This window comes from Arthrobacter sp. Soil762, assembly GCF_001428335.1.
Classification (GTDB): Bacteria; Actinomycetota; Actinomycetes; order Actinomycetales; family Micrococcaceae; genus Arthrobacter.
Window position 1 is genome coordinate 179,793 of record NZ_LMSG01000018.1, and the last position, 24,750, is coordinate 204,542.

The window sequence follows — 24,750 nt, forward strand, 5'->3', positions numbered from 1 at the left end:
CGCCGTGCCCGGCAGGAATGCCGGCTGCAGCGGGCCTGCTGCGTGAAACGGAGTTGCCGCAATGAGTGCCATCAGCGAACTGAGCACCCTCAAGCGCCGCAAAGGCCCGATGACGGCAGCGGAGAAAAAAGCGAACGGCCGGGATAACAAGGCCGCCTACATCTTCTTGCTGCCGTGGCTGGTGGGCCTTGTTGCCATCACCGTCGGTCCGATGCTGATGTCCCTGTACCTGTCCTTCACGGATTACAACCTGCTCCAGCCGCCGGAATGGGTCGGGCTGGACAACTTCATCCGCATGTTCGCAGACGCCCGGCTGCACAACTCGCTGGGCGTGACGTTCACCTACGTCTTTGTAGGCGTCCCGCTGCAGCTTGGTGTTGCGCTGCTGATCGCGCTGGTGCTGGATAAAGGCCTGCGCGGACTGCCGTTCTACCGTTCCGTCTTCTACCTGCCCTCCCTGCTGGGCGGTTCCGTGGCCGTTGCCATCCTGTGGAAGCAGATCTTCGGCACCACCGGCCTGGTCAACCAGGCCCTGGCCATGTTTGGCATCCAGGGTCCCGGCTGGATTTCCGATCCGAGCACCGCGCTGGGCTCCATCGTCCTGCTGCACGTGTGGACCTTCGGCGCCCCCATGATCATCTTCCTGGCCGGCCTCCGCCAGATCCCGGTGATGTACTACGAGGCAGCGAAGGTGGACGGCGCCAGCACACTCCAGCAGTTCTGGCGGATCACGCTTCCCATGCTCAGCCCCATCATTTTCTTCAACCTGGTGCTCCAGATCATTGGATCCTTCCAGTCCTTCACGCAGGCGTTCATCGTTTCCGGCGGCAATGGCGGCCCTTCGGACTCCACGATGTTCTTCACGCTGTACCTGTACCAGAAGGGCTTTGGCCAGTTCGACATGGGCTATGCCTCCGCAATGGCGTGGTTCCTGCTGGTCATCATCGGTGTGTTCACCGCCATCAACTTCATCGCTGCAAAGTATTGGGTTTTCTATGACGACTAAGCTTGAGACGCTGCCCGCCCCGGACAAAAACACCGCCGGCGCCGGTAAGCCTACGAATCACCGCAAGCCCGCGAAGCGCCGCGAATCCCGCGGCACGCTCGCCTTCAGCAGGGCTGCCCGCACCAGGGCCTTGATCAAGCACGGCATCCTGATCCTCGCCGGCGGCCTCATGATCTACCCGCTGCTGTGGATGGTTGTCTCTTCGCTCCGGGCCAATGAGCTGATCTTCCGCGAGCCTGGCTTGTGGCTCAACAGCCTGGAGATGAGCAACTACACGGACGGCTGGTCCGCGCTGACGCACCCGTTCGGGCACTACATGCTCAACTCGGCCATCGTGGTGATCGGCTCCATCCTGGGAAACCTGATCTCCTGCTCCATGGCCGCCTACGCCTTCGCCCGTCTCCAGTTCACGGGCAAGAAGCTGTTCTTCGGCATCATGCTGCTGACCATCATGCTCCCGTTCCACGTGGTGATCGTGCCGCAGTACATCCTGTTCTCCCAGATCGGCTGGGTAAACACGTTCTGGCCGCTGATCGTGCCCAAGCTGCTGGCCACCGACGCGTTCTTCGTGTTCCTGATGGTCCAGTTCATCCGCGGCATCCCGAAGGACCTGGATGAAGCGGCAAGGATCGACGGCGCCGGCCACCCGCGCATCTTCCTGCGGGTCATCCTGCCCCTGATGGTGCCGGCCCTGGCCACCACCACCATCTTCACCTTCATCTGGACGTGGAACGACTTCTTCGGCGCCTTGATCTACCTGACGGATCCGGACATGTTCACCGTTCCGGTGGCGCTGCGCGCCTTCGTGGATTCGCAGTCCGCCACCAGCTGGGGATCGCTGTTCGCGATGTCCATCGTGTCCCTGCTGCCGGTGTTCCTGGTGTTCCTGTTCGGCCAGCGGTTCCTCATCAAGGGCATCGCCACCACAGGCATCAAGTAGATCCAGCGGTACTCCTTGCTCCAGCCAGTGGCCCGTCCCCCGAGGACGGGCCATTTGGCATATGCCGCCGTGCCGGGTCGCGTGGAAGATCCGCCGAGGCCAAGGCAGTAAAAACATCTTGTAATACAAGTCATACACTTGTAGTATGAGAGTTAAGAAAACGCTTTCTCGTTTACTTTCCCCCATAACCGGATCAACGAAGATCGGAGTACCCAGTGGCGCTTTTTCACCGCACTGAGTCAGATGCCAAAAATCGTACGGCAGAGTTGCCATCCATCGGCGCACCCCGCCGTTTCCGCAAGACGGGCGTCGTTGCCGCGGCAGCCGCCGTCGTGCTTGCCCTGAGTGCCTGCGGTGGAGGAGCCTCCCCGCAGAGTGATGGCGGACCTGTTGAGCTGCGCTTCTCCTGGTGGGGCAGCGACAAGCGCGCCCAGCTGACGCAGGCGGCCATCGCGGCGTTCGAGGCCGAGAACCCCAATATCAAGATCAAGCCGGAGTACGGCGACTGGAGCGGTTACTGGGACAAGCTGGCCACCCAGGTTGCCGCCAACGATGCCCCGGACATCATCCAGATGGACGAAAAATACATCACGGAGTACTCAACCCGCGGTGCGCTGCTGGACCTCTCCAAGTACCAGATCGACACCTCAAAGCTGGACGAAGCGGCCCTCAACGCCGGCAAGAGCGAAGACGGCCTGACCGGCATCGCCGCCGGCATCAACGCGGCCACCATCCTGGCCAACCCCGCAGTCTTCAAGGCCGCAGGCGTTGAGCTTCCCGACGACAAGACCTGGACCTGGGAAGACTTCGGCCGCATCTCCGCCGAAGTCACCGAGAAGTCGCCGAAGGGTACGTACGGCTCTGCCGCCTACGGAACGGACGAGGCCTCGCTGGGAGTCTGGCTCCGGCAGAACGGCAAGTCCCTGTACACCTCCGACGGCAAGCTGGGATTCGAGCCCTCGGACATCGCCGACTGGTGGGCTTTCCTGAAGGAGCTCAGCGAGAAGAAGGCTGTGCCGTCCGCATCGGAAGTTGTGGAAGCTGAGGCCGCAGCGCTTGACCAGAGCGGCCTGGCCACGGGCAAGAACGGGCTCGCGTTCTGGTGGTCCAACCAGCTGCCGGCGCTGGAGAAGGCTGCCGGAACCGAGCTGCAGATCCTGCGGTTCCCGTCCGCCACCGGGAAGGCTGCCGACGCCAAGCTCTGGTACAAGGCATCCCAGTTCTGGTCGGCTTCATCGCGCACCAAGCACCCCGTGGAAACGGCCAAGTTCATCAACTTCCTGGCCAACAACACCAAGGCAGGCGAGGCCCTGCTTGCCGACCGCGGCGTCTACCCGAACTCCGACGTCCGCGCCGCCATCGAGCCAAAGCTGACCCCCGCCGATATCAAGGTGGTCAAGTTCATCGACCAGATCAAGGGCGAACTCGGCGAGGCTCCGGCCCCGCCGCCGAAGGGCGCCGGCGCCATCCAGGAAATCGTCAAGCGCTACACCTCCGAGGTCCTCTTCAACCGCCTGTCCACTGACGAGGCCGGCAAGAAGGCCGTGGATGAGATGAAGTCCGCCATCAGCTAAGTCCCGCGCCGTCGTCGGGCTCTTCCGGGTGCAGCTTCTGAAGGAAGCTTCAGCAGGAAGCGTACGACGGCGAGTGGTCACCACAGTCCCGGCTGGAACCTTTGGTTCCGGCCGGGACTGTGGTGTTTAAGGTCTGTGTCCGGAGTCCGGCTTTCCCGGTGGCCATGAGTGCTGGACGGGTTCCGGTCCTCGTGGTCCACTGGGAGCACTTCAATTCATGGGGGAGAACATGAAGGCATTGGGTTGGACCGCCGCGGCGGCAACACTACTGATGTTGACTGGTTGCGCAAATAATGTGCCCACCGTGAATCCGGCGCCGAAGACGCTGGAAGTTAGTCCGCCCAGTGCCGTCCCCACTGGCAGTCCCACTCCATCCGCTCAGGCCTCAGGGGCGCCGGTTCAAGCGATCACCATCCCGCTGGGCAAGCAGAAGCAGACTGGTGTCGAGGCATGGCTGACCATCAGCGGCTTTTCCGGGCCTCCGGGTTCGCAAGTTACTTACGACGCGTCAGGGTCCGCAGGCGTCGTGGTCAAGTATGAATGGGATTTGGACGGCGACGGAAGCTACGACAGGACCACCACTGATCCTGTCCTCAAACACACTTACGGGGCAGAGTTTGAAGGAGTCATGATCCTGCGGGTAACAGGGATTGCCGGCGGCACCGACGTTTTGGAGACCCCTGTTCGCATCAGCACAACGCCCCCGTATCTGGCAGCGGCCTCAAACGTTCGTATCGAAGTTCTCTCTACGGTGGGGACGATCAGTGAGGTCAGAGTCACTTGGGAATCCAGTGACCCCACGGTTTACAGATGGGGAGTGGCTGTTGACGGTATCCCGGCAGGCATGCGTGAGGGATCGGTCCGCTCCGTGAACGTCACAGATGTGCACCACGAAGAAGAAGTCCTGATAGAAGTCATTGGCTTCACAGCCGGCGGCGCTATGGGTGAACGCGCGGGCGCAGTCTTGGCCGCGGCCGAGTAGTAAACCTCGCAGGCTTGTCCGTGGCTTTCATTCGCGTTGTGGTGGCGGGGGTGGTTTGAAGTAGTGGTTTTGTTGGGGTTTTTGGGTGGGGTCGATGTGGCGTGGGGTGTGAACCACGGGACGCCGTTGCGGGTGTGGATGGTCCATTGTTCTTTGTGGATCAGGTGGTGGTGATGGGAGCAAAGGAGCGCTCCGTTGCCGACGTTGGTGGGGCCGTCGTGTGACCAGTAGGTGATGTGGTGGGCCTCGCACCAGGGGGCCGGGATGGTGCAGTTGGGGAACGTGCAGCCTTGGTCGCAGGCGGTGAGGGCGAGGCGTTGGGCAGGCGTGAAGAGCCGCGTTTTGCGGCCTTGGTCCAGGATTTCGCCGTGGGTGCCGAGCAGGACGGGGATGATGTCGGCGTCGCAGGCGATTTTGCGGAGGGTGGTGGCGGCGACGGGCCCGGTGAACGTGAAGCTGCCCGCGCCAGCGCCGACGCCGGTGTTGCCGGCGTCCGTGGCTGGGCCCTGAGCGGTGGCTGCGTGGGGGAGGAGATCTTGGTAGTTGATGGTGGCGAGGATTTGGGGGCGGTTCCCGCCGGTGGTGGGCAGTAGGTTGGTGCTCAGGGCGGCTTTGAGAGCGCCGATAATGCCGTCGAGTTGTTTCTGGGAGCGGGTGCGCCGGTCCAGGTCGAGGTCTGCGTCCTTCCAGACGTTGTTGCCTTGCCCCGTGGCGGGGGTCCCGGTCCCCGTTCCGGTTTCTGTACCTGTGGTGGTGCGGGGGTTGGTGGCGGCGTTCATGATGGTGGCGAGGTGTTCGTATTGGTCGGTGGGGTGGTGGCCGGCAGGATGCTGTGCGCGAGGTGGATGCGGCGCTGGGCTTCGCTGCGTCCGATCCGGAGCCGGAGGCGCAGGAATTCGGCGGTGGTTTTGCAGCCGTCATCGGCCGGTGACCGCGGTATAGGGCATCTGATGGTTCCGGCGGCGTCAGTTTCGTTCAGGGTTTCAACGCCGTTGTCCCACCCGGTGATCCAGCCTCGGGTGGTCCGAGTGGTTCCAGCGGCGGTGATGGCCTGGGTGCGCGTGCGGTCCACGGCGCCTGCGGCGAGAATCTGGAGGTAGTCCACGGTCCGGGAGAGGTCCTCGACGAGGCCGGCGAAATCGGCGGCCTCCACGTAGCCGGCCATCGCAAGCCTCCCGGGAGCCGAGGTCGCGGCTGCGTTCACTGCGTTGATCACCGCAGCCAGCCCGGCGTCGGCCGTCGGAACGGCGGTGTCACCGCCGCCGTTCCGAGTGAGCCGATCCCCAATAGCCTCCATAGGAATACTCTGTCGTGGGGGTACGACATTATTGCCGCTGTGGCCAACGCCAGCGTTTGAAGCGCCCCCCAATGGGGCGGCAGCGAGCGTCAGAACGGCAGCACTGCCGCCGCCGTCCGCAAGCCGATCCCCGAGAGCTTCCATAGGAATACTCTGCCGTGGGGGTACGACATTCTTACGAAGAAGGTCCCGGCCGTGGGAAAACGGGGATCCGGGACGACCAGCAGAGCCTCAGTCCTCCGCGATCACTGCAACCCCGCCGGCCTCAACAGTCCCCGTGAACGGCGCGCCGGTCAGCAGGTCAACGCCGGCCGCCTCCACGGCGGCGGCCGAGCGTGAGTGGTTGATCGCGAATAGGAAACTGCCGCCGCCGTCGGAGCGTCGACGAACGAGTTCCACCCCGCGGTCGGCCGTGGTAACTGGCGCCACTCCGGATTCGGCCAGCAGCCGGTCCACGACCGCCTCGATGCCGTCGCGGTCCGGGAACGTGGCGAGGTACCAGGCTGCACCAGCGCGCGCACCATCACCAGCGCCAACCGCATGCCGCGTCAGGGCCGGCACGCCCTCCAGCGGATGCTCCGTGAAAGTCTGCACGGCCTCAGCGCCCGCGAGGTTGACGTGCTCGCTCCAGATGGAGGACACGCCGCCGTCGCTCAATTTCAACTGCCCGCCGGCCAGCAGCGGGTGGAATTCCTCCACCCTGATCCCCAGCAGGTCCCGGAAGGCGCCGGGGTAGCCGCCCAGCCGGACGTGGTCCTGTTCGTCCACGATCCCGCTGAAATACGTGACCAGCACCGTGGCTCCGGCCCGCGCCGCGGCAGCGATGTTGGCAGCGGCCGCGTCAGTCACCGAATAAAGCGTGCACACCAGGACCAGGCCGTAGCCCTCCAAGGACGAAGAAGGATGGAGCAGATCCACCGCGATCCCGCGCAGGAACAGCGACCGGTGGAACGCCCGCAGCACGTCGAGATACTTCACGTCCTCGCTCGGTTTGGAGTCGATTTCGCTGGCCCACCAGGCTTCGTAGTCGAACACGATCGCCACGCGGGATTCCACCCGTGAGCCGCGCACCGGAGCGAGCCGCTTCAGCACAGACCCGAGCTCCACCACCTCGCGCCACACGCGCGTGTCACGGCCGCCGTGCGGGACCATCGCGGAGTGGAATTTCTCGGACCCGGCGAAGCTCTGCCGCCACTGGAAAAACATCACCGCATCCGCCCCGCGGGCCACGTGGGCCAGGGAGTTGCGCAGCATTTCGCCGGGCATCTTGGGCTGGTTGCGTGGCTGCCAGTTGACGGCCGACGTCGAATGTTCCATCAGGATCCACGGGTCACCGCCCGCAATTCCCCGGGTCAGGTCCGCGCTGAACGCGAGTTCGATCTGACGCTCGGGATCCGCGGCCACCAGGTAGTGGTCGTTGGCGATGACATCCAGGTCCTTGGCCCACTCGAAATAGTCCAGGGCCTTGGTGGCGCTGGACGCCATCAGGTTGGTGGTGCAGGGGACCCCGGGGGTGACCTCCCGCAGGACCGCCACCAGCTCCCGGTAGTAGTCCATCAGCGCCCACGAATTGAACCGCTGGAAGTCCAGCTGCTGGCCCGGATTCAGCGTGGAAGGCGCGACGCCGGGCGGCAGGATTTCCTCGAAGGAACCGTAGTTCTGGGACCAGAACGCCGTGCCCCAGGAGGCGTTCAGCGCCTCGATGCTGCCGTACCGGCGCTCCAGCCACGTGCGGAAGGCCGCGGCGTCTTCCGCGCCATGGAACTCGGAGACGTGGCACCCGAGCTCGTTGTCCACATGCCACAACGCCAGCGCGGGGTGGTCCTTGTACCGCTCGGCGATCACGCGGGTGATGCCGGTGGCATACCGGCGGTAAACGGCCGACGACGGTGTGTAGTGCCGCCGGGAGCCCGGTCCCAGCACGGTGCCGTCAGCCGTGACCGGCAGGATTTCGGGGTGCTTCCGTACCAGCCACGCGGGCGGAGCCGCGGTTGCCGTGGCCAGGGCCACCTTGATTCCGTTAGCGGCAAGGTTGTCCAGCACCTCATCCAGCCAGCCGAAGTTGTAGTCACCCTCGGCCGGTTCCAGCAAGGCCCAGGAGAAAATCCCGACACTGAGGAAACTGACGCCGGCTTCCTTCATGAGCTCCAGGTCTTCCAGCCGGACGTCGGCGGGCCACTGCTCGGGGTTGTAATCGCCGCCGTACGCGATCCCTTCCACGTTGCTCCAGACGCTGGCCGGACCGGAATTGCGCTGCATGCTCATGGGACTCCTTCGTCTACGGGATGGACTAAACGTACCTGAATCCAGAGGTTTGGGAAAACGCTTGCCCAAACTTCGGAATGCCGGTATTGTATCGTTTCAGAAGACGTGTAAGCCAGCTCACAACTTACGTTGTAAACACAGAAGCCACGGGCCTGCACAACTCGAGCAAGGAGGCTCTCATGATCAACAGAAGGAATTTCCTCACCACCGTAGCCATCGGCACGGCATCCGCGGCAGCACTGGCTGCGTGTGGCTCGCCGGCCCCCAGCCAGACGGGATCGGCGGAGAACCCGGTCACCATCAACTACACCTGGTGGGGCAACGATGACCGCGCCGAGCGCACCCGCAAGGCGATCGCGCTGTTCGAAGGAAAAAACAAGGACATCAAGGTCAACGGCAACTTCACTGACTTCGGCGGCTACTGGCAGAAGCGGGCCACGGAAGCTGCCGGCGGCGGCCTCCCCGACGTGATGCAGTGGGACCTGTCCTACATGCGCGATTACGGCCAGCGTAACCAGCTCCTGGACCTGGGTACGGTCAAGATCAACACGGACGCTTTCGACAAGTCGCTCCTGCCCTCCGGGCAGATCCGGGGCAAGACCTACGGCATCCCCACCAGCACCAACGCCTTCGCCGTCTACTACGACCCCGCGAAACTCGCCTCCCTTGGCATCGCAGAGCCGGACGGCACGTGGACCTACAAGGAATACAACGACTTCCTGGCCGAGGTCGGAGCCAAGGGCAACGGCGCTCTCTTCGGCGCCACGGACTACACCGGCGTCTGGTGGATGTTCAACATCTGGCTGCGCCAGAACAACATCGAGGCCTTCACCGAGGACGGCAAGCTCGGCTTCAGCAGGGACGACCTGAAGAAGTGGTGGAACCAGACTGCGGCTCTCCGCGGCACGCCTGCCATCGTGTCCGAAGAGCGCGTCACCCAGCTCGCCCCCAAGTCACCCTTTGGCTCGAACGTGACCGCCACGGAGGTCACTTGGGACAACTTCATGGCCGGTTACCTCGGTGACAGCGGTGCCAAGGAGCTCAAGCTCGTTCCGGTTCCCTCCGATGATCCGGACAACCTGGGCCTGTTCCTCAAGCCGTCCATGCTGATGGTTGCCAGCGCCAAGACCAAGTACAAGGATGCTGCCGCCCGGTTCATCGACTTTATGGTCAACGACCCCGAGGTCGGCCAGATCTTCAAGACCTCCCGCGGTGTTCCGGCCTCCAAGACCCAGCGCGACGGCACCACGTTTGAAGGCACGGACAAGCTGGTTGTGGATTACGAGAAGTCCATCGAGAAATACCTCAAGGACGCTCCGGAACCGCCCATCGTCGGATTCGGCACGCTGGAAACGTCCTTCAAGCGGGTCAGCTCCGACCTGAACTACGGCAAGCTCACCATTGACGGCGCGGCTGACGCGTGGTTCAAGGAAGCCGAAGACCTCATCAAGCAGAACGCCTGAGCAGCGTATTGTCTGCCCGACGTTCACAACTGACGGATTGAACTCGTGACTCAAAGCCCAACCCTGAGCAGGCGTTCGACGCAGTCCGCCCCTGCTCCGCGCAAGTCAAAGCGGAGCGGGGCGGATGCCCGCGCCGGCTACACCTTCCTGTTTCCCTGGCTGCTGGGATTCATCGTCCTGACCCTGGGCCCGATGGTTTCCTCGCTGTACCTGTCCTTCACCAACTACAACCTTTTCGATCCGCCCAAATGGATCGGGCTGGATAACTACGCCACCATGTTCCAGGACGAGCGGTTCCTGCAGTCGGTGGGCGTGACCGTGGGCTATGTGGTCTTCGGTACCCCGCTGAAGCTCGCCGCGGCCCTGGCCGTGGCCATGCTGCTGAACAGCAAGCGCAAGGGGCAGGGGTTCTACCGCTCCGCGTTCTACGCCCCGTCCCTGATCGGCGCGTCCGTGTCCATCGCGATCGTCTGGAAGGCGATGTTCGGCGATTCCGGTCCGGTGGACCAGGGACTGTCCTTCTTCGGGATCAACCTCGGCGGATGGGTAGGCAACCCGGCCATGACCATGCCGATGTTCATCCTGCTGACCGTGTGGCAGTTCGGCGCCCCGATGGTGATCTTCCTCGCCGGCCTGAAGCAGATCCCGAACGAGCTCTACGAAGCGGCGTCGATGGACGGTGCCGGCCCGGTGCGGAAGTTCTTCAACATCACCTGGCCCATGCTCTCCCCAGTGGTCTTCTTCAACCTGTTGATGGAAACCATCCACGCGTTCCAGATCTTCAGCTCGGCGTACATCATTTCCAACGGTGAAGGCGGCCCGGCCGGCTCCACCCTCTTCTACACCCTCTACCTGTACCTGCGCGGCTTCAGCGACTTCCGGATGGGTTACGCCTCGGCGATGGCCTGGCTGCTCCTGATCGTCGTCGGCCTGATTACCCTGGTCATCTTCCGCACGTCCAAGTCCTGGGTCCACTACAGCGGTGATTCGAAATGACAATTATGGCAACCCCCAAGCAGTCGGCCCCGATGCTCTCGACGCAGGACTACAACCCGAAGTCGGAATCCACGGGCACCAAGCGCGTCAAGAGCGTGGCCTTCCATGCCGTCGCCCTGGCCCTGACCGGCGTGGTGCTCTACCCGGCGCTGTGGATGATCGCCTCGTCCTTCAAGCCGAACTCCGAAATCGGCGGCACCAACACCTCGCTGTGGTCCAGCAATTTCAGCTTCGATAACTTCGTCACGGCCATGGACGGGATCGGCGGGGTGACCACCCTGCAGTTTTTCACCAACTCGCTGATCCTGGCCATCGGCGCCGTCGTCGGCACCGTCCTGTCCGCTTCCGTGTCGGCCTATGCCTTCGCCCGGATCAAGTTCCCCGGCCGCAGCATCTTCTTCGGCATGATGATCGCCACGCTGCTGCTGCCGTTCCACGTGGTGATCATCCCGCAGTACATCATCTTCAACCAGCTCGGCCTGGTGGACACCTACATTCCGCTGCTGATCGGCAAGTTCCTGGCGGCGGACGCGTTCTTTGTGTTCCTGATGGTCCAGTTCATGCGCAACCTCCCGGCCGAACTGGACGAGGCAGCCCGCATCGACGGCGCCGGCCACGTACGGATCTTCTGCTCCATCATGCTGCCGCTGATGAAGCCGGCCCTGATCTCGACGTCGATCTTCTCCTTCATCTGGAGCTGGAACGACTTCCTGGGCCCGCTGCTGTACCTGAACACCCCTGAGAAGTACCCGCTGCCGTTGGCCCTGCGCCTGTTCGTTGACCAGACCCAGAGCTCGGACTACGGCGCCATGATCGCCATGTCCGTCCTGGCCCTGCTCCCCGTGCTGATCTTCTTCCTGGTGTTCCAGCGCTACATTGTTGAAGGCGTCTCCACCCAGGGCCTCAAGGGCTGACGGCGATGACGGAAGCTACAGACAGAAAATGAGCATCATGGACAGCACCACACCCGCATCCGGCCAGAGTGAACCGAGCCCGGTAAACCGCTTCGCCCTGTTTTCCGAAACCCTCCTGGCCGGGCTGCTGGTGCTGGTGCTGTCCATCCCGCTGGTCACCATCCCCGCCGCCTTCGCGGCCGGGATCGCCCACCTGGAACGGCACCTCGCCGGCCGCGACGATTCACTGCGCGGTCTCTGGGGCACGTTCCGCTCGGCCCTCCCGGGCAGCTGGAAGCTGGGACTCACGACGGCGGGGGCCGCCGTCGTGATTGTCCTTAACCTGTTGCTCGCAACGGTGGGTCAGCTGCCGGGCAGCGCGGTGGTCCTGCCGGCCACGCTGATCATGGCGGCGGCCGGAGTGGTCCTGCTCCTGCGCACCGCGGCTGCCTGGTCCGACGTTCACCGGTCCGGCGTTCCCTGGTCCGACGTCGACGGCGAGGAGTCCTCCGCGCCGCGAACCTGGTCCGCGGCCCTTGGCACCGCCAAAGCCCTCTCGCTGCGCGACTGGACAGGCTCGCTGCTTCTTGCCGCGGCGCTGTTCGCGTCGGTGGTGTTTGTCTGGATGCTCGTGGCACTGTTTGTGGTGGTGCCCGGCATGCTGATCCTGGCCTCAGCCGCCGTCAAGATGCGGACCAACCGCGCCTAGCAAGTCCCTGCATTTGACCTTTACTACCGAGTTGAGCCAGACGTGTCTTCCGACAGCCCAAAGTCCGCAGAATCCCTTCACACCTCCCAAAGCCGGGCCCGCTGGTACCAGCCGCTGACGCAGCACAACTACCGCCTGTACATGGGCATGACCTTCGCCGGAAGCATGGGTGTGTGGATGCAGAGGCTTGCCCAGGACTGGCTGGTGCTTCAATTGACGGGGAGCCCGGCCGCCGTCGGGATTGCCGTGGCGCTGCAGTTCCTGCCGATGCTGGTCATCGGTCCGCTCAGTGGCCTGCTGGTGGACATGTTTCCCAAGCGCAGCGTCATGATGGTGTGCCAGTCCGTGATCGCGCTGCTGGCTCTGGGGCTGGCGGTCTGGGACGCCGGCGGAAACATCACCGTGTGGGCGGTGTACGGAAGCTGTATTGCGCTGGGAGTGACGTCCGCCGTCGACGGTCCGGCGCGCCAGGTCTTTATCAACGAAGTGGTGGGCGACGCCGGGCTGAGGCCGGCCATCGGCGTCAACAACGCGATCGGCCAGTTTGGCGCCATGGTGGGACCGGCCCTCGGCGGCGTGGTGATCGCCCAGGCCGGATCCGCCGCCGCTTTCGCCGCGAACGCCCTGCTTTCCGTGCTGGTGATGGTCATGATCGCCGCGGTCCGGCCGGCACTCCTGCACCTCACGGCCCCGGCATCCCGGGGACGCGGACAGCTGCTGGCCGGCTTCGGGTACGTCCGGGAGCGGCCATCGCTGCTGCTGATCATTGTCCTTGCCGGCCTGCTGGGGGCCTTCGGCATGAACGGTCCGGTGGTGCTGACGGCCTTCGCCGAGCGGGTGTGGCACAACGGTGCGGCGGGGTTCGGCCTGTTCAATACCGTGGGTGCCGTCGGCGCCCTGGCCGGTGCGCTGCTCGCTGCCCGGCTGAGGACCATGGGCCGCAAGGGAATCGTGGCCGCAGCCGGACTCTTTGGACTTTCGCAGCTCGTTGCCGCGCTGATGCCCAACCTGGTGGCTTTCACCGTGATGCTTGCCGTCGTGGGCCTGATGACCCTGGTGTTCCTGACGAGCGCCGCCACGGCTGTGCAGGTGGAGGCGGGCCCCGAAGTCCGGGGGAGGGTGATGGCGCTTTACCTGCCATTGCTGCTGGGCGGGCATGCTTTGGGTGGCCTGCTGGCGGGCTGGCTGACTGAGGAATTTGGTGTGCGGACAGGCCTGGTGGTCACCGGTGCGCTGGCCATGCTGTCCGCGGCCGTCGTCGGACTTTTGTTGTGGCTGAATTCGAGGCGTGCGCGGAACTGACAGTCCTGTGAGGAAAAGTAACTTTGTGTGAGTTCTTGACGCGTGGTGCAGCTCACACCTAGTCTGTGAGAAAGCGGTTTCTGAGACGCTCCCGACTGCCAGATCAAAGGACAACGAATGCTTTCACGCGCCCGAAAATCCAGAATTCCAAAAGTTGCGGCTGCCATGGCCGTCCTGGCGCTGGCCCTTTCGGGCTGCGCCGGGAGCTCGCCGGCTGCCTCCGACGGACCGGTCACCCTGCGTTTCAGCTGGTGGGGCTCCGACACCCGCCACAAGATGACCCAGAAGTTGATCGACGCCTACGAAGCGAAGAACCCGAACATCAAGATCGAAGGGGAGTACGGCGACTGGTCCGGATATTGGGACAAACTGGCCACCCAGGTGGCCTCCCAGGACGCCCCGGACATCATCCAGATGGATGCCCAGTACCTCGGTGAATACGCCGAACGGGGGGCGCTGCTGGAGCTGAAGGACGTGGATCTGTCCAAGTTTGACCAGGCCTCCGCAGATGCAGGAAAGACCGAGGGCGGCCAGTACGCCGTGACCGCCGGCATGAATGCCCTGGTGGTCCTGGCCAATCCCGCGCTGGTGTCCGCCAGCGGGGTGTCCCTGCCTGATGATTCCAGCTGGACCTGGGACGAATATATGAAGACCGCGGCCGACATCACCAGCAAGAGCAAGGAAGGCATCTACGGCTCCGGGGCCTTTACCGGTGACGCCTCCTTCAACCTCTGGATGCGCCAGCATGGCAAGTCCCTCTTCACCAACGACGGCGGCCTGGGCTTTGATGAGGCCGACGCCACCAAGTACTTCGAGATGCAGGCCGAGATGCGGGACGCCAAGGCTGTTCCGCCCGCGTCGGTGATGACCGAAGACGGCAGCGCACCGCTGGACCAGCAGGGCCTGGCAACGAACCGGTTCGCCATGGGTTGGGTGTGGTCCAACCAGCTGGCCGCGCTGACCAAGGCGTCAGGGCAAGCGCTGGAGATCCACCGGCCGCCGAGCGTCGAGGGCGATGCGTCCAAGGCCGAACAGTTCTATAAGGCATCGCAGTTCTGGTCTGCCAGTTCGCGGTCCAAACATCCGGTCGAAACCCAGAAGTTCATCGACTTCCTGGCCAACAGCGTCGAAGCCGGCGAAATTGGGCTGGCAGACCGCGGCATCCCGGGCAACTCGGAAGTCCGCGCGGCCGTGGGCCCGAAGCTGACGCCAACGGAAGCGCTGACGGCGAAGTTCATCGACGACATTGCCGATGAAGTAGGGGAGGCCCCAGCCGTGCCTCCCGCCGGATCCAGTTCGGTCTCCGAAGTCCTGACCCGGTACGCCAACGAGGTCCATTTCAGCAGGATTTCCCCGCAGGACGCGGCGAAGAAGTCGATCGAGGAGATCAAGAGCTCGCTTAACTGACCGAGGCGGGTGCTGAAACGGCCCAGGGCATGCCGAGTTCGCTGAAGGTTGCGTGCTCCCGGGTGGCACGATCCAGGGCGTCTTCGATTCCAATGACTACGGCGTGGACCGCATCGCCGTCGCCCTCCCAGTACAGGTGCTGCGGCCCAATCGGAATGGGCGCCGGTGCCGTCCGGATGGCTTCGAGGACCAACATAAAAGCGCCGCTGTCTGCGATGGGGCTGATCAGCGTGGCACCTTCGTTCCGGTGCGCAATCAGGTTGGCGGTGAGGTCGTCCCGGCCGTAGGTCTTCTCCGTCTGTCCTGCCGGAGTGCTCACCACCAGCCGGTCCTCGGTGTAGTGGAACACCGCCGTGCCCGCAGAACCGTGCAGGGTGACATAGGGTTCCACGGATTCGCTGGCGCAGATGGTCAGGGCGCAGGTGACGGGCAGCCCCGTAGCGGTGCGGACCCGGATGACGGAGGTGTCGTCGGATTCGATGTCGTTGGCGCGGTACAGGTCTGTTTCCACCGACGCAACGTCGGCCGTGGTCCGGGCGCCGGCGATCCGCAGCGCGGTGGCCACCGCGTGGGCCAGCGGATTGGTGGCGACCCCGTCAACCACGTCGATGCCGTCAATGCTCCGCTTCCCGGCCCAGCGGGAGCGCTTGAAATAGGCCCGGTCGCGGACCCACCGGCCTGTTGCCGAGATGCCCTCAAGGGTGCCGATGGTGCCGTTGGCGACGAGTTCCTCGAGGGCCGCCAGTGCGTGCGAGCCCAGGCTCTGGAAGCCGATCTGCACGCTGCGCCCGGACGCCTGGGCGGCGTCACACAGGATGTTGAAATCAGCCAGGGAAGCGACCGGGGGCTTCTCCAGATAGAGGTCCGCTGTTGTGGCCAGGGCAGCGAGGCCCAGCGGGGCATGGGTCTGGATGGGTGTGGCCACGATGATCACGTCCAGATCCGGCGTGCCCGCCAGAAGTTCCGTGAGCCCAGGAAACACTGCGGCTCCTGCTGGCACGGACCCCGGTTCCGGCGGCTGGGGATCGGCTACCGCTACGAGTTCGACGACACCGGCGGCCTGCAGCCGTTCAAGGTTGCCCAGGTGGTGGGCGCCGAAGCCGTGGACGCCTACCAGCGCCACTCTCGCCGCTGAAGCCGCGTGTCCGGGCTGGCCGGACCGGCCGGACTGTGACGCGGCGGAACGTGGTGTTGCCATGGGGCTCCGTTTCTGCCCCGGAGGACACTAGTTTGGGCAAGCGCTTTCCCGACTCCAGTGTGCGGCATAACCATGGTGATAGTCCAGTGCGTCTTGCAGGCTGTAGTTACATGCCCAGTGGCGCTGCCCAGTTGCCGTTCCGGCCGCCACTGCCGCCTTCCTGGTACTTTCCACAACGTGCGCAGCGGCGGTAACGGCCGCCGTCGTCCGTGCTTTGGATGTGCCAATCGTGGCGCAGATTCATCTTGCACAACAGGTTTTGGAGCATGACCTTCTCCGATCCATGGCTAAGTGTTCAGTCGGGTTTGATGTTCTGGTTGAGGCTGAAGAAGTTGGTGGGGTCGTACTTGCGCTTGAGTGCCTTGAGCCGGTCGTACTTGGCGGCACCATAAGCGTCCCTGACGCGTTCCTCGCCCTCTTCCATCAGGAAGTTGACGTAGACGCTGGTGTGGTGGGGCGCGAGGGCAGACCAGTAGTCGCGGGCCCATTGGCGCTCGGCATCGAAGCCGTCGGCGGTCTTGCTGTTGCCGTTGATGTTGAACGTGAACCCGGCCTGGCGGCCGTTGAACGCGGTAGCACCGTCGTCGATCCTGCCCACCGCGCCGCCCATCTGCCACAGGGCGATGCTGGTGACGGGCGAGGTGATGTGGCTGCCGTGCTCGGCCACGATGTCGATGACCTCATCACTGAGGGCTGCGACGTCACAGGACCTGACGTAGTAATGCCAGCCGTGCGGGAAGGACGGATCGAACGTGCTCTGATGCTCCAGGAACGGCTTTGGCCGGCAAAAGTCGAGCACGGGTGAACCGAATTCCTTGAGCGGCCGCAGGACCCGTTCGCCCTCCTCAACCGGGCCCGCGTAGCAGGCGGTGACCGCAAAGACGAGCTTGCCCACCAGTTCAGGCGGGACTATCGGCAGGGCCGGTGCCCTGCGCTGCACGGCGATGGTCATAAGCTCGTCGGGGCAGTCTGCGATCCAGTCCCGGTAAAACCGCAGCACCTCCGGGGCGTCCTCCATCGGCCAAAAGACCGGCCCGGCCATAACGTACGGACCCACAGAGACAAGCCGGAACTCGAAGTCGGTGACAATGCCGAAGTTCCCGCCGCCACCCCGCACGCCCCAGAAGAGGTCCGCGTTCTCGTTCTCGCTTGCCTTGACCAGCTCGCCGTCGGCGGTGACCACGTCTACGGACAGCAACTGGTCGATCGTGAGTCCATACTTGCGCATGACCCACCCGATGCCACCGCCGAGGGTCAGGCCCGCCACCCCGGTGTGGGTCACGACTCCAGACGGGACAGCGAGACCGAACTCCTGCGTCTCCCGGTCGAGCTCGCCGAGCAGTACGCCGGCCTGGACACGTGCCGTTCTCGCCTCGGGGTCCACCCGGATGCCCTTCATAGGCCCGAGATCGATGAGCATTCCGTCATCGCACACTGACAGCCCGGGGAAGCTGTGACCGCCTCCCCGCACGGCGACCCGCAGGTTCTGCGAGCGGGCGAACCGGATGGCAGCTCGCACGTCTGCGACGCCGGTACAGCGGGCTATCAGTGCGGGACGGCGGTCAATCGACCCGTTCCACACCCTGCGGTGCACGTCGTATCCAGCATCGTCCGGGCGGACGAGTTCGCCCCGAAACGATTTCTGTAACTCGTCGACAGCTACGCCGTCGATCTCCGTCCTTTGTGCCACTGGACTCACGGACCTCTCGCTCCTTCCAGCAGAGTCCCACCGTTGGCACGAACTGGCAAGAGGAAATTGCGGGAGCTTGGGCGTCCCGGTCCCTGTCCCGGGCTGGCCTAGCCGCTAGCTGACAGCCTTCTTCACGAGCTCGATGACTCTTGCTTCGTCCGCGTCAGTGAGCTTGGTCAGGGCGTAGGACGTGGGCCACATGTTGCCGTCGTCGAGGTTTGCGGGGTCGCTAAATCCGAGCGTCGAGTACCGTGCCTTGAATTTGTCGGCGGGCTGGAAGAAACACACCACCTTGCCGTCCTTGGCGTAGGCAGGCATTCCGTACCAGGTCTTCGGCGCGAGCTCCGGCGCGTTGTCCTTGATGATGGCATGCAGCCGTTCGGCGATGGCGCGGTCCGGGTCCGACATCTCGGCGATCTTTCCGAGCACATCGCTTTCGCCATCCGGCTTAGCGGCGCGGGCACCCTTTCGCGATGCGGACTTGAGCTCCTGGGCCCGTTCCTTCATTGCGGCGCGTTCGTCCGCATCGAAGCCGTCGTACGACTTGGTGCTCGTGCCGGTCTTGTTCATGTCTGTCATTGCGGGTTCCTTCCTTGGCGGTCTCTTGGGGTCCACGCTAGTGTCCGGGCGTCAAAGAGGCTTCTCCAGAACTGCTCGAATCGGAGATCCCTAGCGGGCGGAGGATCCCTTCGCGGGGGCGGTGCTCTGACGGACCACCAGTTCGGGGGTGAAGATGACCGCCCGGTGCTTTGGATTCTCGGACTCGAGTTCCTCGGCCAGCAGCTCGATGGCTGTGCGCCCCAGGGCCTCGGTTGGCTGCCGGATGGAGGAGAGGGGGACGACGGCGGAGACGGCGAAGTCGATGTCGTCGTACCCGATCAGCGCAATGTCCTCCGGGATCCGCAACGTGTGCGTCATGGTCAGTGACTGCATCACACCCAGGGCAAGTAGATCGTTGGCGCAGAAGATGCCGTCCGGCAGCTCGCCGGGCCCCCGCTCCACCAGCAGGTTGCCAACACTTCGGCCTGCCAGCACCGTTTGTCCGTCGGAATCGAGGACTTCAAGAGTGGCATCCGATTCCTCCTTCACGGCACGTTCTGCGCCCTGGAGCCGGTCCGCCACCTGGCGGATGGAGGTGGGGCCGCCCACAAAGGCGAGCCGACGGCGGCCGGTGTCCAGCAGGTGCCGGGCAGCGAGGTAACCGCCGGCGTCGTCGTCCACTGAGACGGAGCTGTACTTGCTCTCATCGGCGAGCCGGTCCACCAGGACGGTGGGGACGCCGCGCTCGCGGAGCTGGTCGATGCGGGCGGTGACATCTCCAACGGGCGAAATCAGGAGGCCCTGCACGCGCTGCTCCTGGAACAGGTCGATGTAGTTGGATTCCCGGCTGGCATCATGGCCGCTGTCGCCCAGCAGCACGGCGCTGCCCTGGAGCGCCGCGGCGTCCTCCGCGGCACGGACCACCGACGTGAAGAAGGGGTTGCCGACGTCGAGCACGATCAGACCAATGGTCCTGCTGTGGCCGGCGCGCAGCTGGCGGGCGGCGTCGTTGCGGACGAACCCGAGCTCATCGATGGCCCGCAGCACCCGTTCCTTGGTCCGCTGCGAGACCCTGTCCGGGTAGTTCAGGACGTTGGAGACCGTGCCTACGGCCACGCTGGCGTGGTTGGCGACGTCCTTGATGCTGGCTGAGCGATTCATGTTTCTCCGTGCTGATATGCCGTGTCCAGTACTTTTCGCTGGTCTGGGGGACCGGGGCCGGGAAATGCTTGACACCTTAGTTGTCTCAAGGGTACTTTGAATCGTATTAATGAAACGATTCAAAACAACCAAAGTTCAAGAGAGGCGTAGATGAGGGTGTGTTTCCGCTCCTCAGTCCAGCCAGGGCTGATCGACGAATACCGACGGCGGCACGCGGCTGTGTGGCCCGAAATGCTCAGCGCGCTCCAAGACGCTGGCTGGCGCGACTACTCGCTGTTCCTGGGCGCGGACGGGCTCCTCATCGGCTACCTGGAATGCGACGATTTCGACGCCGTCCGGGCGCGGATGGCCTTGACAGCGGTCAATACACGCTGGCAGGCCGAGATGGCCGCTCTGTTCGACAATCCGGACCAGGCGCCCGACGAAGGATTCCAGGTCCTCGAGGAAGTCTTCAATCTTGACGACCAGGTGACGGCGGCGGAGTCCACCAACAGCTGACGCACTGGCCCCGCCGGCCGGCTGCAAAAACTCGGAACCCTTCACTAAAGACCACAGCACAACAGGCCACATCACTAAGACCGGGAAGAACCAACATGAATGACGTAGCAACGGCGCTGGGCAGGCTCGGGGAGCTTGCCATCGAGGTCCCTTCGTGGGCTTATGGAAATTCAGGCACGCGCTTTAAGGTGTTCGGCACGCCGGGTACCCCGCGGTCTGTTCAGGAGAAGATCGCGGACGCGGCCAAGGTGCATGAGCTGACCGGCTTGGCCCCCACGGTGGCCCTGCATATCCCCTGGGACAAGGTGGATGACTACGCCGCTCTCAAGGAGTACGCGGCCGGCCTGGGCGTGGGCTTGGGCACGATCAACTCCAACACCTTCCAGGATGATGAGTACAAGTTCGGTTCCCTGACGTCGTCGAACGGGTCGGTGCGGCGTCGGGCGATTGCCCATCACCTGGAGTGCATCGAGATCATGCATGCCACGGGCTCGCAGGACCTGAAGATCTGGCTGGCGGACGGCACCAACTACCCGGGCCAGGACGATCTCCGCGGCCGCCAGGACCGGTTGGCCGAGTCGCTGCAGGAGATCTACGCGGGCCTGGGCGAGAACCAGCGCCTGGTGCTGGAATACAAGTTCTTCGAGCCGGCTTTTTACCACACCGATGTTCCGGACTGGGGTACCTCCTACGCGCAGACCCTGGCTTTGGGTGAGAAGGCGATGGTCTGCCTGGACACCGGCCACCACGCGCCGGGCACCAACATCGAGTTCATCGTGATGCAGTTGCTGCGCCTGGGCAAGCTGGGCTCCTTTGACTTCAACTCCCGCTTCTACGCCGACGATGACCTCATTGTGGGTGCAGCGGATCCGTTCCAGCTGTTCCGGATCATGTATGAGGTCATCCGTGGTGGCGGCTTCGGCACGCCCGCAGGAGAGAACTCACACGTGGCCCTCATGCTGGATCAGTGCCACAACCTGGAGGAGAAGATCCCGGGCCAGATCCGCTCGGTCCTGAACGTCCAGGAAATGACGGCCCGCGCGCTGCTCGTGGACACGGCGGCCCTGGGTGAGGCGCAGCGGTCCGGCGACGTCCTGGCCGCCAACGGCGTCTTCAACGATGCCTTCTACACCGACGTCCGGCCCATCCTGGCCGACTGGCGTGAGTCCCGCGGCCTGCCCGCGGACCCGATGGCGGCGTTCAAGGCCAGCGGTTACCAGAAACAGATCAACGAGGACCGCGTCGGCGGCCAGCAAGCCGGATGGGGCGCATAAGCAATGACTGCACAGAACACAGTGACGCTGAACACGGGCAACAAGACCGTTGAAGAGCTGATTGCGCGTTCCAACCGCCTGGGTGCGGACAAGCGGAACACCAACTTCGCCGGCGGCAACACCTCCGCCAAGGGTACGGAGAAGGACCCGGTGACGGGCGAGGACGTGCAGCTTTTGTGGGTCAAGGGCTCCGGCGGGGACCTGGGTACGCTGCAGGCCGGGAACCTCGCGGTGCTCCGCCTGGACCGGCTGAGCGCCCTGAAGAACGTGTACCCGGGCGTTGACCGTGAAGACGAGATGGTGGCCGCATTTGACTACTGCCTGCACGGCAAGGGCGGTGCCGCGCCGTCGATTGATACGGCCATGCACGGGCTCGTGGACGCCGCGCACGTGGACCACCTGCACCCTGACTCCGGTATCGCCATTGCCACCGCGGCGGACGGCGAGGCCCTGACCACCAAGATCTTCGGCGACAAGGTTCTCTGGGTTCCGTGGCGCCGTCCGGGATTCCAGCTGGGCCTGGACATCGCCGCGATCAAGGATGCCAACCCGCAGGCCATCGGCACCATCCTGGGTGGGCACGGCATCACCGCCTGGGGCGCCACGTCCGAGGAAGCTGAGCAGAACTCGCTGTGGATCATCGAGCAGGCCGAGAAGTACATTGATGACAACGGTAAAGCCGGTCCCTTCGGCCCCGCGCTGCCCGGCTACCGCGCGCTCCCCGAGGCCGAACGCCGCGCCAAAGCCGCCGCGCTCGCCCCGGTGATCCGCGGCCTGGCCTCCACCGACAAACCGCAGCTGGGGCACTTCAGTGATGACGCCGTCCTGCTGGACTTCCTGGAAGCTGCCGAACACCCGCGCCTGGGTGCCCTGGGCACCTCCTGCCCGGACCACTTCCTGCGCACCAAGGTCAAACCGCTGATCCTGGACCTGCCCGCGGACGCCTCGATCGAGGACTCCGTCAACCGGCTGCGGGAACTCCATGCCGCGTACCGGGAGGATTACCAGGCCTACTACGACCGCCACGCCGTACCGGATTCGCCGGCGCTGCGCGGCGCGGACCCGGCCATTGTGCTGGTCCCGGGCGTGGGCATGTTCTCGTACGGCGCGAACAAGCAGACCGCCCGGGTTGCCGGGGAGTTCTACCTCAACGCGATCAACGTGATGCGAGGCGCCGAGGCCATCTCCACGTACGCTCCGATCGAGGAATCCGAAAAATTCCGGATCGAATACTGGTCCCTCGAGGAAGCCAAGCTGGCACGCCTGCCCAAGCCGAAGAGCCATGCCTCCCGCATCGCGCTGGTGACCGGCGCGGCGTCGGGCATCGGCAAGGCCATCGCCACCCGCCTCGCCGCCGACGGCGCCTGCGTCGTCATTGCCGACCTGAACCTCGAGAACGCCCAGGCCGTCGCCGCGGAGCTCGGCGGTCCTGACGTCGCCATCGGCGTCCAGGCCGACGTGACCGACGAAGCCCAGATCGCAGCCGCGATCCAGGAAGCCGTCCTGGCGTTCGGCGGACTTGACCTGGTGGTCAACAACGCCGGGCTGTCCATCTCCAAGCCGCTGCTGGAAACCACCGAGAAGGACTGGGACATCCAGCACAACGTCATGGCCAAGGGCTCCTTCCTGGTCTCCAAGGCCGCGGCGAAAGTCATGATCGCCCAGGACATGGGCGGGGACATCATCTACATCTCCTCCAAGAACTCCGTCTTCGCGGGCCCGAACAACATCGCCTACTCCGCCACCAAGGCAGACCAGGCCCACCAGGTCCGGCTCCTCGCGGCAGAACTGGGCGAACACGGCATCCGCGTCAACGGCATCAACCCCGACGGCGTGGTCCGCGGCTCCGGGATCTTCGCCGGCGGCTGGGGCGCCAAACGCGCCGCCGTCTACGGCGTGGACGAGCAGGAACTGGGCAAGTACTACGCCCAGCGCACCCTGCTCAAGCGCGAAGTCCTGCCCGAGCACGTGGCCAACGCCGCCGCGGTCCTCACCAGCAACGAACTGTCCCACACCACCGGACTCCACATCCCCGTGGACGCCGGTGTGGCCGCAGCCTTCCTGCGATGAGCACCACTGATAGTCGTGTCGACGGCGGTGGTACTTCTGCCCACGGCGTCTTCGCCGCCGTCGACATCGGCGCCTCCTCCGGCCGGGTCATTCTGGGCCGGGTCAACGGGACGGGGGTGGAGCTGGAAACGGTGCACCGTTTTCCCAATGGTGTGGTGGATCTCGACGGCGGCCTCCGCTGGGATTTCGACGCACTGTTCGCCGAGGTGGTGGCGGGCCTCGCTGCCGCGGCCCGCGTCGCCGGGGAGCGCGGCGAAATCATCACCAGCATCGGGATTGACACCTGGGCTGTGGACTATGGCCTGGTTAATGCCGCGGGCGAGCTCACGGCCCAGCCCTACAGCTACCGCGATGACCGCAGCCGCGCCGCCGTCGCACCCGTGCACCGGAAACTGGACCCGGCCAGGCTCTACGGGACCACGGGATTGCAGTTCCTGCAGTTCAACACCGTCTACCAGCTGGCCACCGAGCGGGATCTGGTCGGTCTGCAGGCGCTGCTGATCCCGGATCTCATCGCGTTCTTCCTGACGGGCCGGCGCCGCACGGAATCCACCAACGCCTCCACCACAGGTCTGTTTGACGCTGTCGAGGGGGAGTGGGCCTCCAAGTTCCTCACCGCCCTGGGCCTGCCCAAAAGGCTGTTCCCGCCGCTGATCGAGCCCGGCGAAACGGTGGGCACCCTGCGGCCGGATATCGCGTCCAGGGTGGGACTGCCTGCCGGCACCAAGGTGGTGGCCGTCGGCTCGCACGACACCGCCTCCGCCGTCGCCGCCGTCCCGGCCCAGGAGGAGAACTTCGCGTACATCTCCTCCGGCACCTGGTCCCTGGTGGGGCTGGAACTGAGCCATCCGGTCCTGACCGAGGCCAGCCGGGAAGCGAACTTCACCAACGAGCGCGGCGTGGACGGCACCATCCGCTACCTGCGCAACATGGGCGGGTTGTGGCTGCTCAGCGAATGCCAGCGGACCTGGGCGGCGGAAGGCCACACTCCAGAACTCGCTGATCTGCTGGCCGCCGCGGCGGCGCTACCCCCGGGCGGTCCGCAGATCAATCCGGACGATTCCGCCTTCATCGCCCCTGGCACCATGCCGGACCGTATCAGCGCCGCGGTCCGCCACGCCGGGGACATCCTGCCCAATGACCCGGCCGCCATCGTGCGGTGCATAATGGACAGCCTCGCCACCGGCTACGCTCGGGCCATCGCGGACGCCGAACGCCTGGCGGACCGTACCGTGGACGTGATCCATGTCGTGGGTGGCGGCTCCCAGAACGGGCTCCTCTGCCAGCTCACGGCGGATACCACCGGCAAAAAGGTGGTGGCCGGGCCGGTGGAAGCGACCGCCGTCGGGAATGTCCTGGTCCAGGCCCGTGCTGCCGGGCACATCAGCGGGGGGCTCACGGAACTGCGCCGCCTGGTGGTGTCTTCGCACGAGCTGCAGACGTTCACGCCGCAGCTCTCCCGCCTGTAACCACCCGCCACCCAGC

The 24,750-nt window shown here is 64.7% G+C and carries 20 protein-coding genes; 13 read left to right on the top strand and 7 right to left on the bottom strand.

Annotated features, from left to right (window positions below; genetic code table 11):
* The first annotated feature begins 61 nt into the window (after positions 1-61).
* From ASG77_RS13470 to ASG77_RS13480, 3 genes are all read left to right on the top strand, one after another.
* On the top strand, positions 62-1,006 hold the full coding sequence (locus ASG77_RS13470) for a carbohydrate ABC transporter permease (protein ID WP_056346294.1): 945 nt from the start codon (positions 62-64) through the stop codon (positions 1,004-1,006).
* The gene (locus ASG77_RS13475) at positions 996-1,946 is read left to right on the top strand and encodes a carbohydrate ABC transporter permease (RefSeq protein ID WP_056346296.1); all 951 of its coding nucleotides are present in this window, start codon (positions 996-998) and stop codon (positions 1,944-1,946) included. Before ASG77_RS13470 ends, ASG77_RS13475 begins: the two co-directional genes overlap by 11 nt.
* Before the next feature lie 266 nt (positions 1,947-2,212).
* Complete coding sequence (locus ASG77_RS13480; protein ID WP_056346298.1) at positions 2,213-3,520, top strand: ABC transporter substrate-binding protein; 1,308 nt, start codon at positions 2,213-2,215, stop codon at positions 3,518-3,520.
* An 804-nt stretch (positions 3,521-4,324) separates the two neighbouring features.
* Here ASG77_RS13480 and ASG77_RS22590 read toward each other — a convergent pair.
* The 3 genes from ASG77_RS22590 to ASG77_RS13495 form a co-directional block, all read right to left on the bottom strand.
* A complete protein-coding gene (locus ASG77_RS22590; RefSeq protein WP_056346299.1) occupies positions 4,325-5,281 on the bottom strand; it encodes an HNH endonuclease signature motif containing protein in 957 nt (318 codons plus the stop codon).
* Positions 5,278-5,799, bottom strand: a complete 522-nt coding sequence (locus tag ASG77_RS22595) for a hypothetical protein (protein WP_056346301.1) — start codon at positions 5,797-5,799, stop codon at positions 5,278-5,280. Before ASG77_RS22595 ends, ASG77_RS22590 begins: the two co-directional genes overlap by 4 nt.
* Before the next feature lie 231 nt (positions 5,800-6,030).
* Positions 6,031-8,064: a beta-galactosidase gene (locus ASG77_RS13495; protein ID WP_056346303.1), complete on the bottom strand. Its 2,034-nt coding sequence runs from the start codon at positions 8,062-8,064 to the stop codon at positions 6,031-6,033.
* 179 nt (positions 8,065-8,243) lie between these two features.
* Here ASG77_RS13495 and ASG77_RS13500 point away from each other — a divergent pair, with 179 nt between their 5' ends.
* The 6 genes from ASG77_RS13500 to ASG77_RS13525 all read left to right on the top strand — a co-directional run bounded on the left by ASG77_RS13500 (position 8,244) and on the right by ASG77_RS13525 (position 14,834).
* Positions 8,244-9,527, top strand: a complete 1,284-nt coding sequence (locus ASG77_RS13500; protein ID WP_056346304.1) for an ABC transporter substrate-binding protein — start codon at positions 8,244-8,246, stop codon at positions 9,525-9,527.
* A gap of 45 nt (positions 9,528-9,572) precedes the next feature.
* Complete coding sequence (locus ASG77_RS13505; protein ID WP_056346306.1) at positions 9,573-10,523, top strand: carbohydrate ABC transporter permease; 951 nt, start codon at positions 9,573-9,575, stop codon at positions 10,521-10,523.
* Positions 10,520-11,437, top strand: coding sequence for a carbohydrate ABC transporter permease (locus ASG77_RS13510; protein WP_056346308.1), 918 nt, complete (start codon positions 10,520-10,522; stop codon positions 11,435-11,437). Before ASG77_RS13505 ends, ASG77_RS13510 begins: the two co-directional genes overlap by 4 nt.
* A 28-nt stretch (positions 11,438-11,465) precedes the next feature.
* A complete protein-coding gene (locus ASG77_RS13515) occupies positions 11,466-12,125 on the top strand; it encodes a hypothetical protein (RefSeq protein ID WP_056346310.1) in 660 nt (219 codons plus the stop codon).
* Positions 12,126-12,167: 42 nt separating this feature from the next.
* Complete coding sequence (locus ASG77_RS13520; protein ID WP_056346312.1) at positions 12,168-13,427, top strand: MFS transporter; 1,260 nt, start codon at positions 12,168-12,170, stop codon at positions 13,425-13,427.
* 117 nt (positions 13,428-13,544) lie between these two features.
* Complete coding sequence (locus ASG77_RS13525) at positions 13,545-14,834, top strand: ABC transporter substrate-binding protein (protein ID WP_082576039.1); 1,290 nt, start codon at positions 13,545-13,547, stop codon at positions 14,832-14,834.
* Here the strand turns inward: ASG77_RS13525 and ASG77_RS13530 are convergent.
* From ASG77_RS13530 to ASG77_RS13545, 4 genes are all read right to left on the bottom strand, one after another.
* Positions 14,827-16,032 carry a Gfo/Idh/MocA family protein gene (locus ASG77_RS13530; RefSeq protein ID WP_056346317.1) on the bottom strand — a complete coding sequence of 402 codons (1,206 nt, stop codon included), beginning with the start codon at positions 16,030-16,032 and terminating at the stop codon, positions 14,827-14,829. The genes ASG77_RS13525 and ASG77_RS13530 overlap by 8 nt on opposite strands.
* Positions 16,033-16,327: 295 nt before the next feature.
* Positions 16,328-17,731, bottom strand: a complete 1,404-nt coding sequence (locus ASG77_RS13535; protein ID WP_056346319.1) for an FAD-binding oxidoreductase — start codon at positions 17,729-17,731, stop codon at positions 16,328-16,330.
* Between the two features lie 105 nt (positions 17,732-17,836).
* On the bottom strand, positions 17,837-18,301 hold the full coding sequence (locus tag ASG77_RS13540) for an iron chaperone (RefSeq protein WP_056346322.1): 465 nt from the start codon (positions 18,299-18,301) through the stop codon (positions 17,837-17,839).
* 90 nt (positions 18,302-18,391) lie between these two features.
* The gene (locus ASG77_RS13545; protein ID WP_056346323.1) at positions 18,392-19,423 is read right to left on the bottom strand and encodes a LacI family DNA-binding transcriptional regulator; all 1,032 of its coding nucleotides are present in this window, start codon (positions 19,421-19,423) and stop codon (positions 18,392-18,394) included.
* 150 nt (positions 19,424-19,573) lie between these two features.
* Here ASG77_RS13545 and ASG77_RS13550 point away from each other — a divergent pair, with 150 nt between their 5' ends.
* The 4 genes from ASG77_RS13550 (at position 19,574) to ASG77_RS13565 (ending at position 24,734) form a co-directional block, all read left to right on the top strand.
* On the top strand, positions 19,574-19,921 hold the full coding sequence (locus ASG77_RS13550; protein WP_056346326.1) for an L-rhamnose mutarotase: 348 nt from the start codon (positions 19,574-19,576) through the stop codon (positions 19,919-19,921).
* Between the two features lie 95 nt (positions 19,922-20,016).
* The gene (rhaI, locus tag ASG77_RS13555; RefSeq protein ID WP_056346329.1) at positions 20,017-21,195 is read left to right on the top strand and encodes an L-rhamnose isomerase; all 1,179 of its coding nucleotides are present in this window, start codon (positions 20,017-20,019) and stop codon (positions 21,193-21,195) included.
* 3 nt (positions 21,196-21,198) lie between these two features.
* Positions 21,199-23,265 carry a bifunctional rhamnulose-1-phosphate aldolase/short-chain dehydrogenase gene (locus ASG77_RS13560; RefSeq protein ID WP_056346331.1) on the top strand — a complete coding sequence of 689 codons (2,067 nt, stop codon included), beginning with the start codon at positions 21,199-21,201 and terminating at the stop codon, positions 23,263-23,265.
* Positions 23,262-24,734, top strand: a complete 1,473-nt coding sequence (locus ASG77_RS13565) for a rhamnulokinase (RefSeq protein WP_056346332.1) — start codon at positions 23,262-23,264, stop codon at positions 24,732-24,734. Before ASG77_RS13560 ends, ASG77_RS13565 begins: the two co-directional genes overlap by 4 nt.
* Positions 24,735-24,750: the final 16 nt, after the last annotated feature.

Coding starts and splice junctions, on each gene's coding strand:
- ASG77_RS13475 (WP_056346296.1), top strand. CDS start 996: ATGACGACTAAGCTTGAGACGCTGCCCGCCCCGGACAAAAACACCGCC.
- ASG77_RS13565 (WP_056346332.1), top strand. CDS start 23,262: ATGAGCACCACTGATAGTCGTGTCGACGGCGGTGGTACTTCTGCCCAC.
- ASG77_RS13530 (WP_056346317.1), bottom strand. CDS start 16,032: ATGGCAACACCACGTTCCGCCGCGTCACAGTCCGGCCGGTCCGGCCAG.
- ASG77_RS13545 (WP_056346323.1), bottom strand. CDS start 19,423: ATGAATCGCTCAGCCAGCATCAAGGACGTCGCCAACCACGCCAGCGTG.
- ASG77_RS13495 (WP_056346303.1), bottom strand. CDS start 8,064: ATGAGCATGCAGCGCAATTCCGGTCCGGCCAGCGTCTGGAGCAACGTG.
- ASG77_RS13540 (WP_056346322.1), bottom strand. CDS start 18,301: ATGACAGACATGAACAAGACCGGCACGAGCACCAAGTCGTACGACGGC.
- ASG77_RS13550 (WP_056346326.1), top strand. CDS start 19,574: ATGAGGGTGTGTTTCCGCTCCTCAGTCCAGCCAGGGCTGATCGACGAA.
- ASG77_RS13500 (WP_056346304.1), top strand. CDS start 8,244: ATGATCAACAGAAGGAATTTCCTCACCACCGTAGCCATCGGCACGGCA.
- ASG77_RS13525 (WP_082576039.1), top strand. CDS start 13,545: ATGCTTTCACGCGCCCGAAAATCCAGAATTCCAAAAGTTGCGGCTGCC.
- rhaI (WP_056346329.1), top strand. CDS start 20,017: ATGAATGACGTAGCAACGGCGCTGGGCAGGCTCGGGGAGCTTGCCATC.
- ASG77_RS22590 (WP_056346299.1), bottom strand. CDS start 5,281: ATGAACGCCGCCACCAACCCCCGCACCACCACAGGTACAGAAACCGGA.
- ASG77_RS13470 (WP_056346294.1), top strand. CDS start 62: ATGAGTGCCATCAGCGAACTGAGCACCCTCAAGCGCCGCAAAGGCCCG.
- ASG77_RS13510 (WP_056346308.1), top strand. CDS start 10,520: ATGACAATTATGGCAACCCCCAAGCAGTCGGCCCCGATGCTCTCGACG.
- ASG77_RS13515 (WP_056346310.1), top strand. CDS start 11,466: ATGAGCATCATGGACAGCACCACACCCGCATCCGGCCAGAGTGAACCG.
- ASG77_RS13560 (WP_056346331.1), top strand. CDS start 21,199: ATGACTGCACAGAACACAGTGACGCTGAACACGGGCAACAAGACCGTT.
- ASG77_RS22595 (WP_056346301.1), bottom strand. CDS start 5,799: ATGGAGGCTATTGGGGATCGGCTCACTCGGAACGGCGGCGGTGACACC.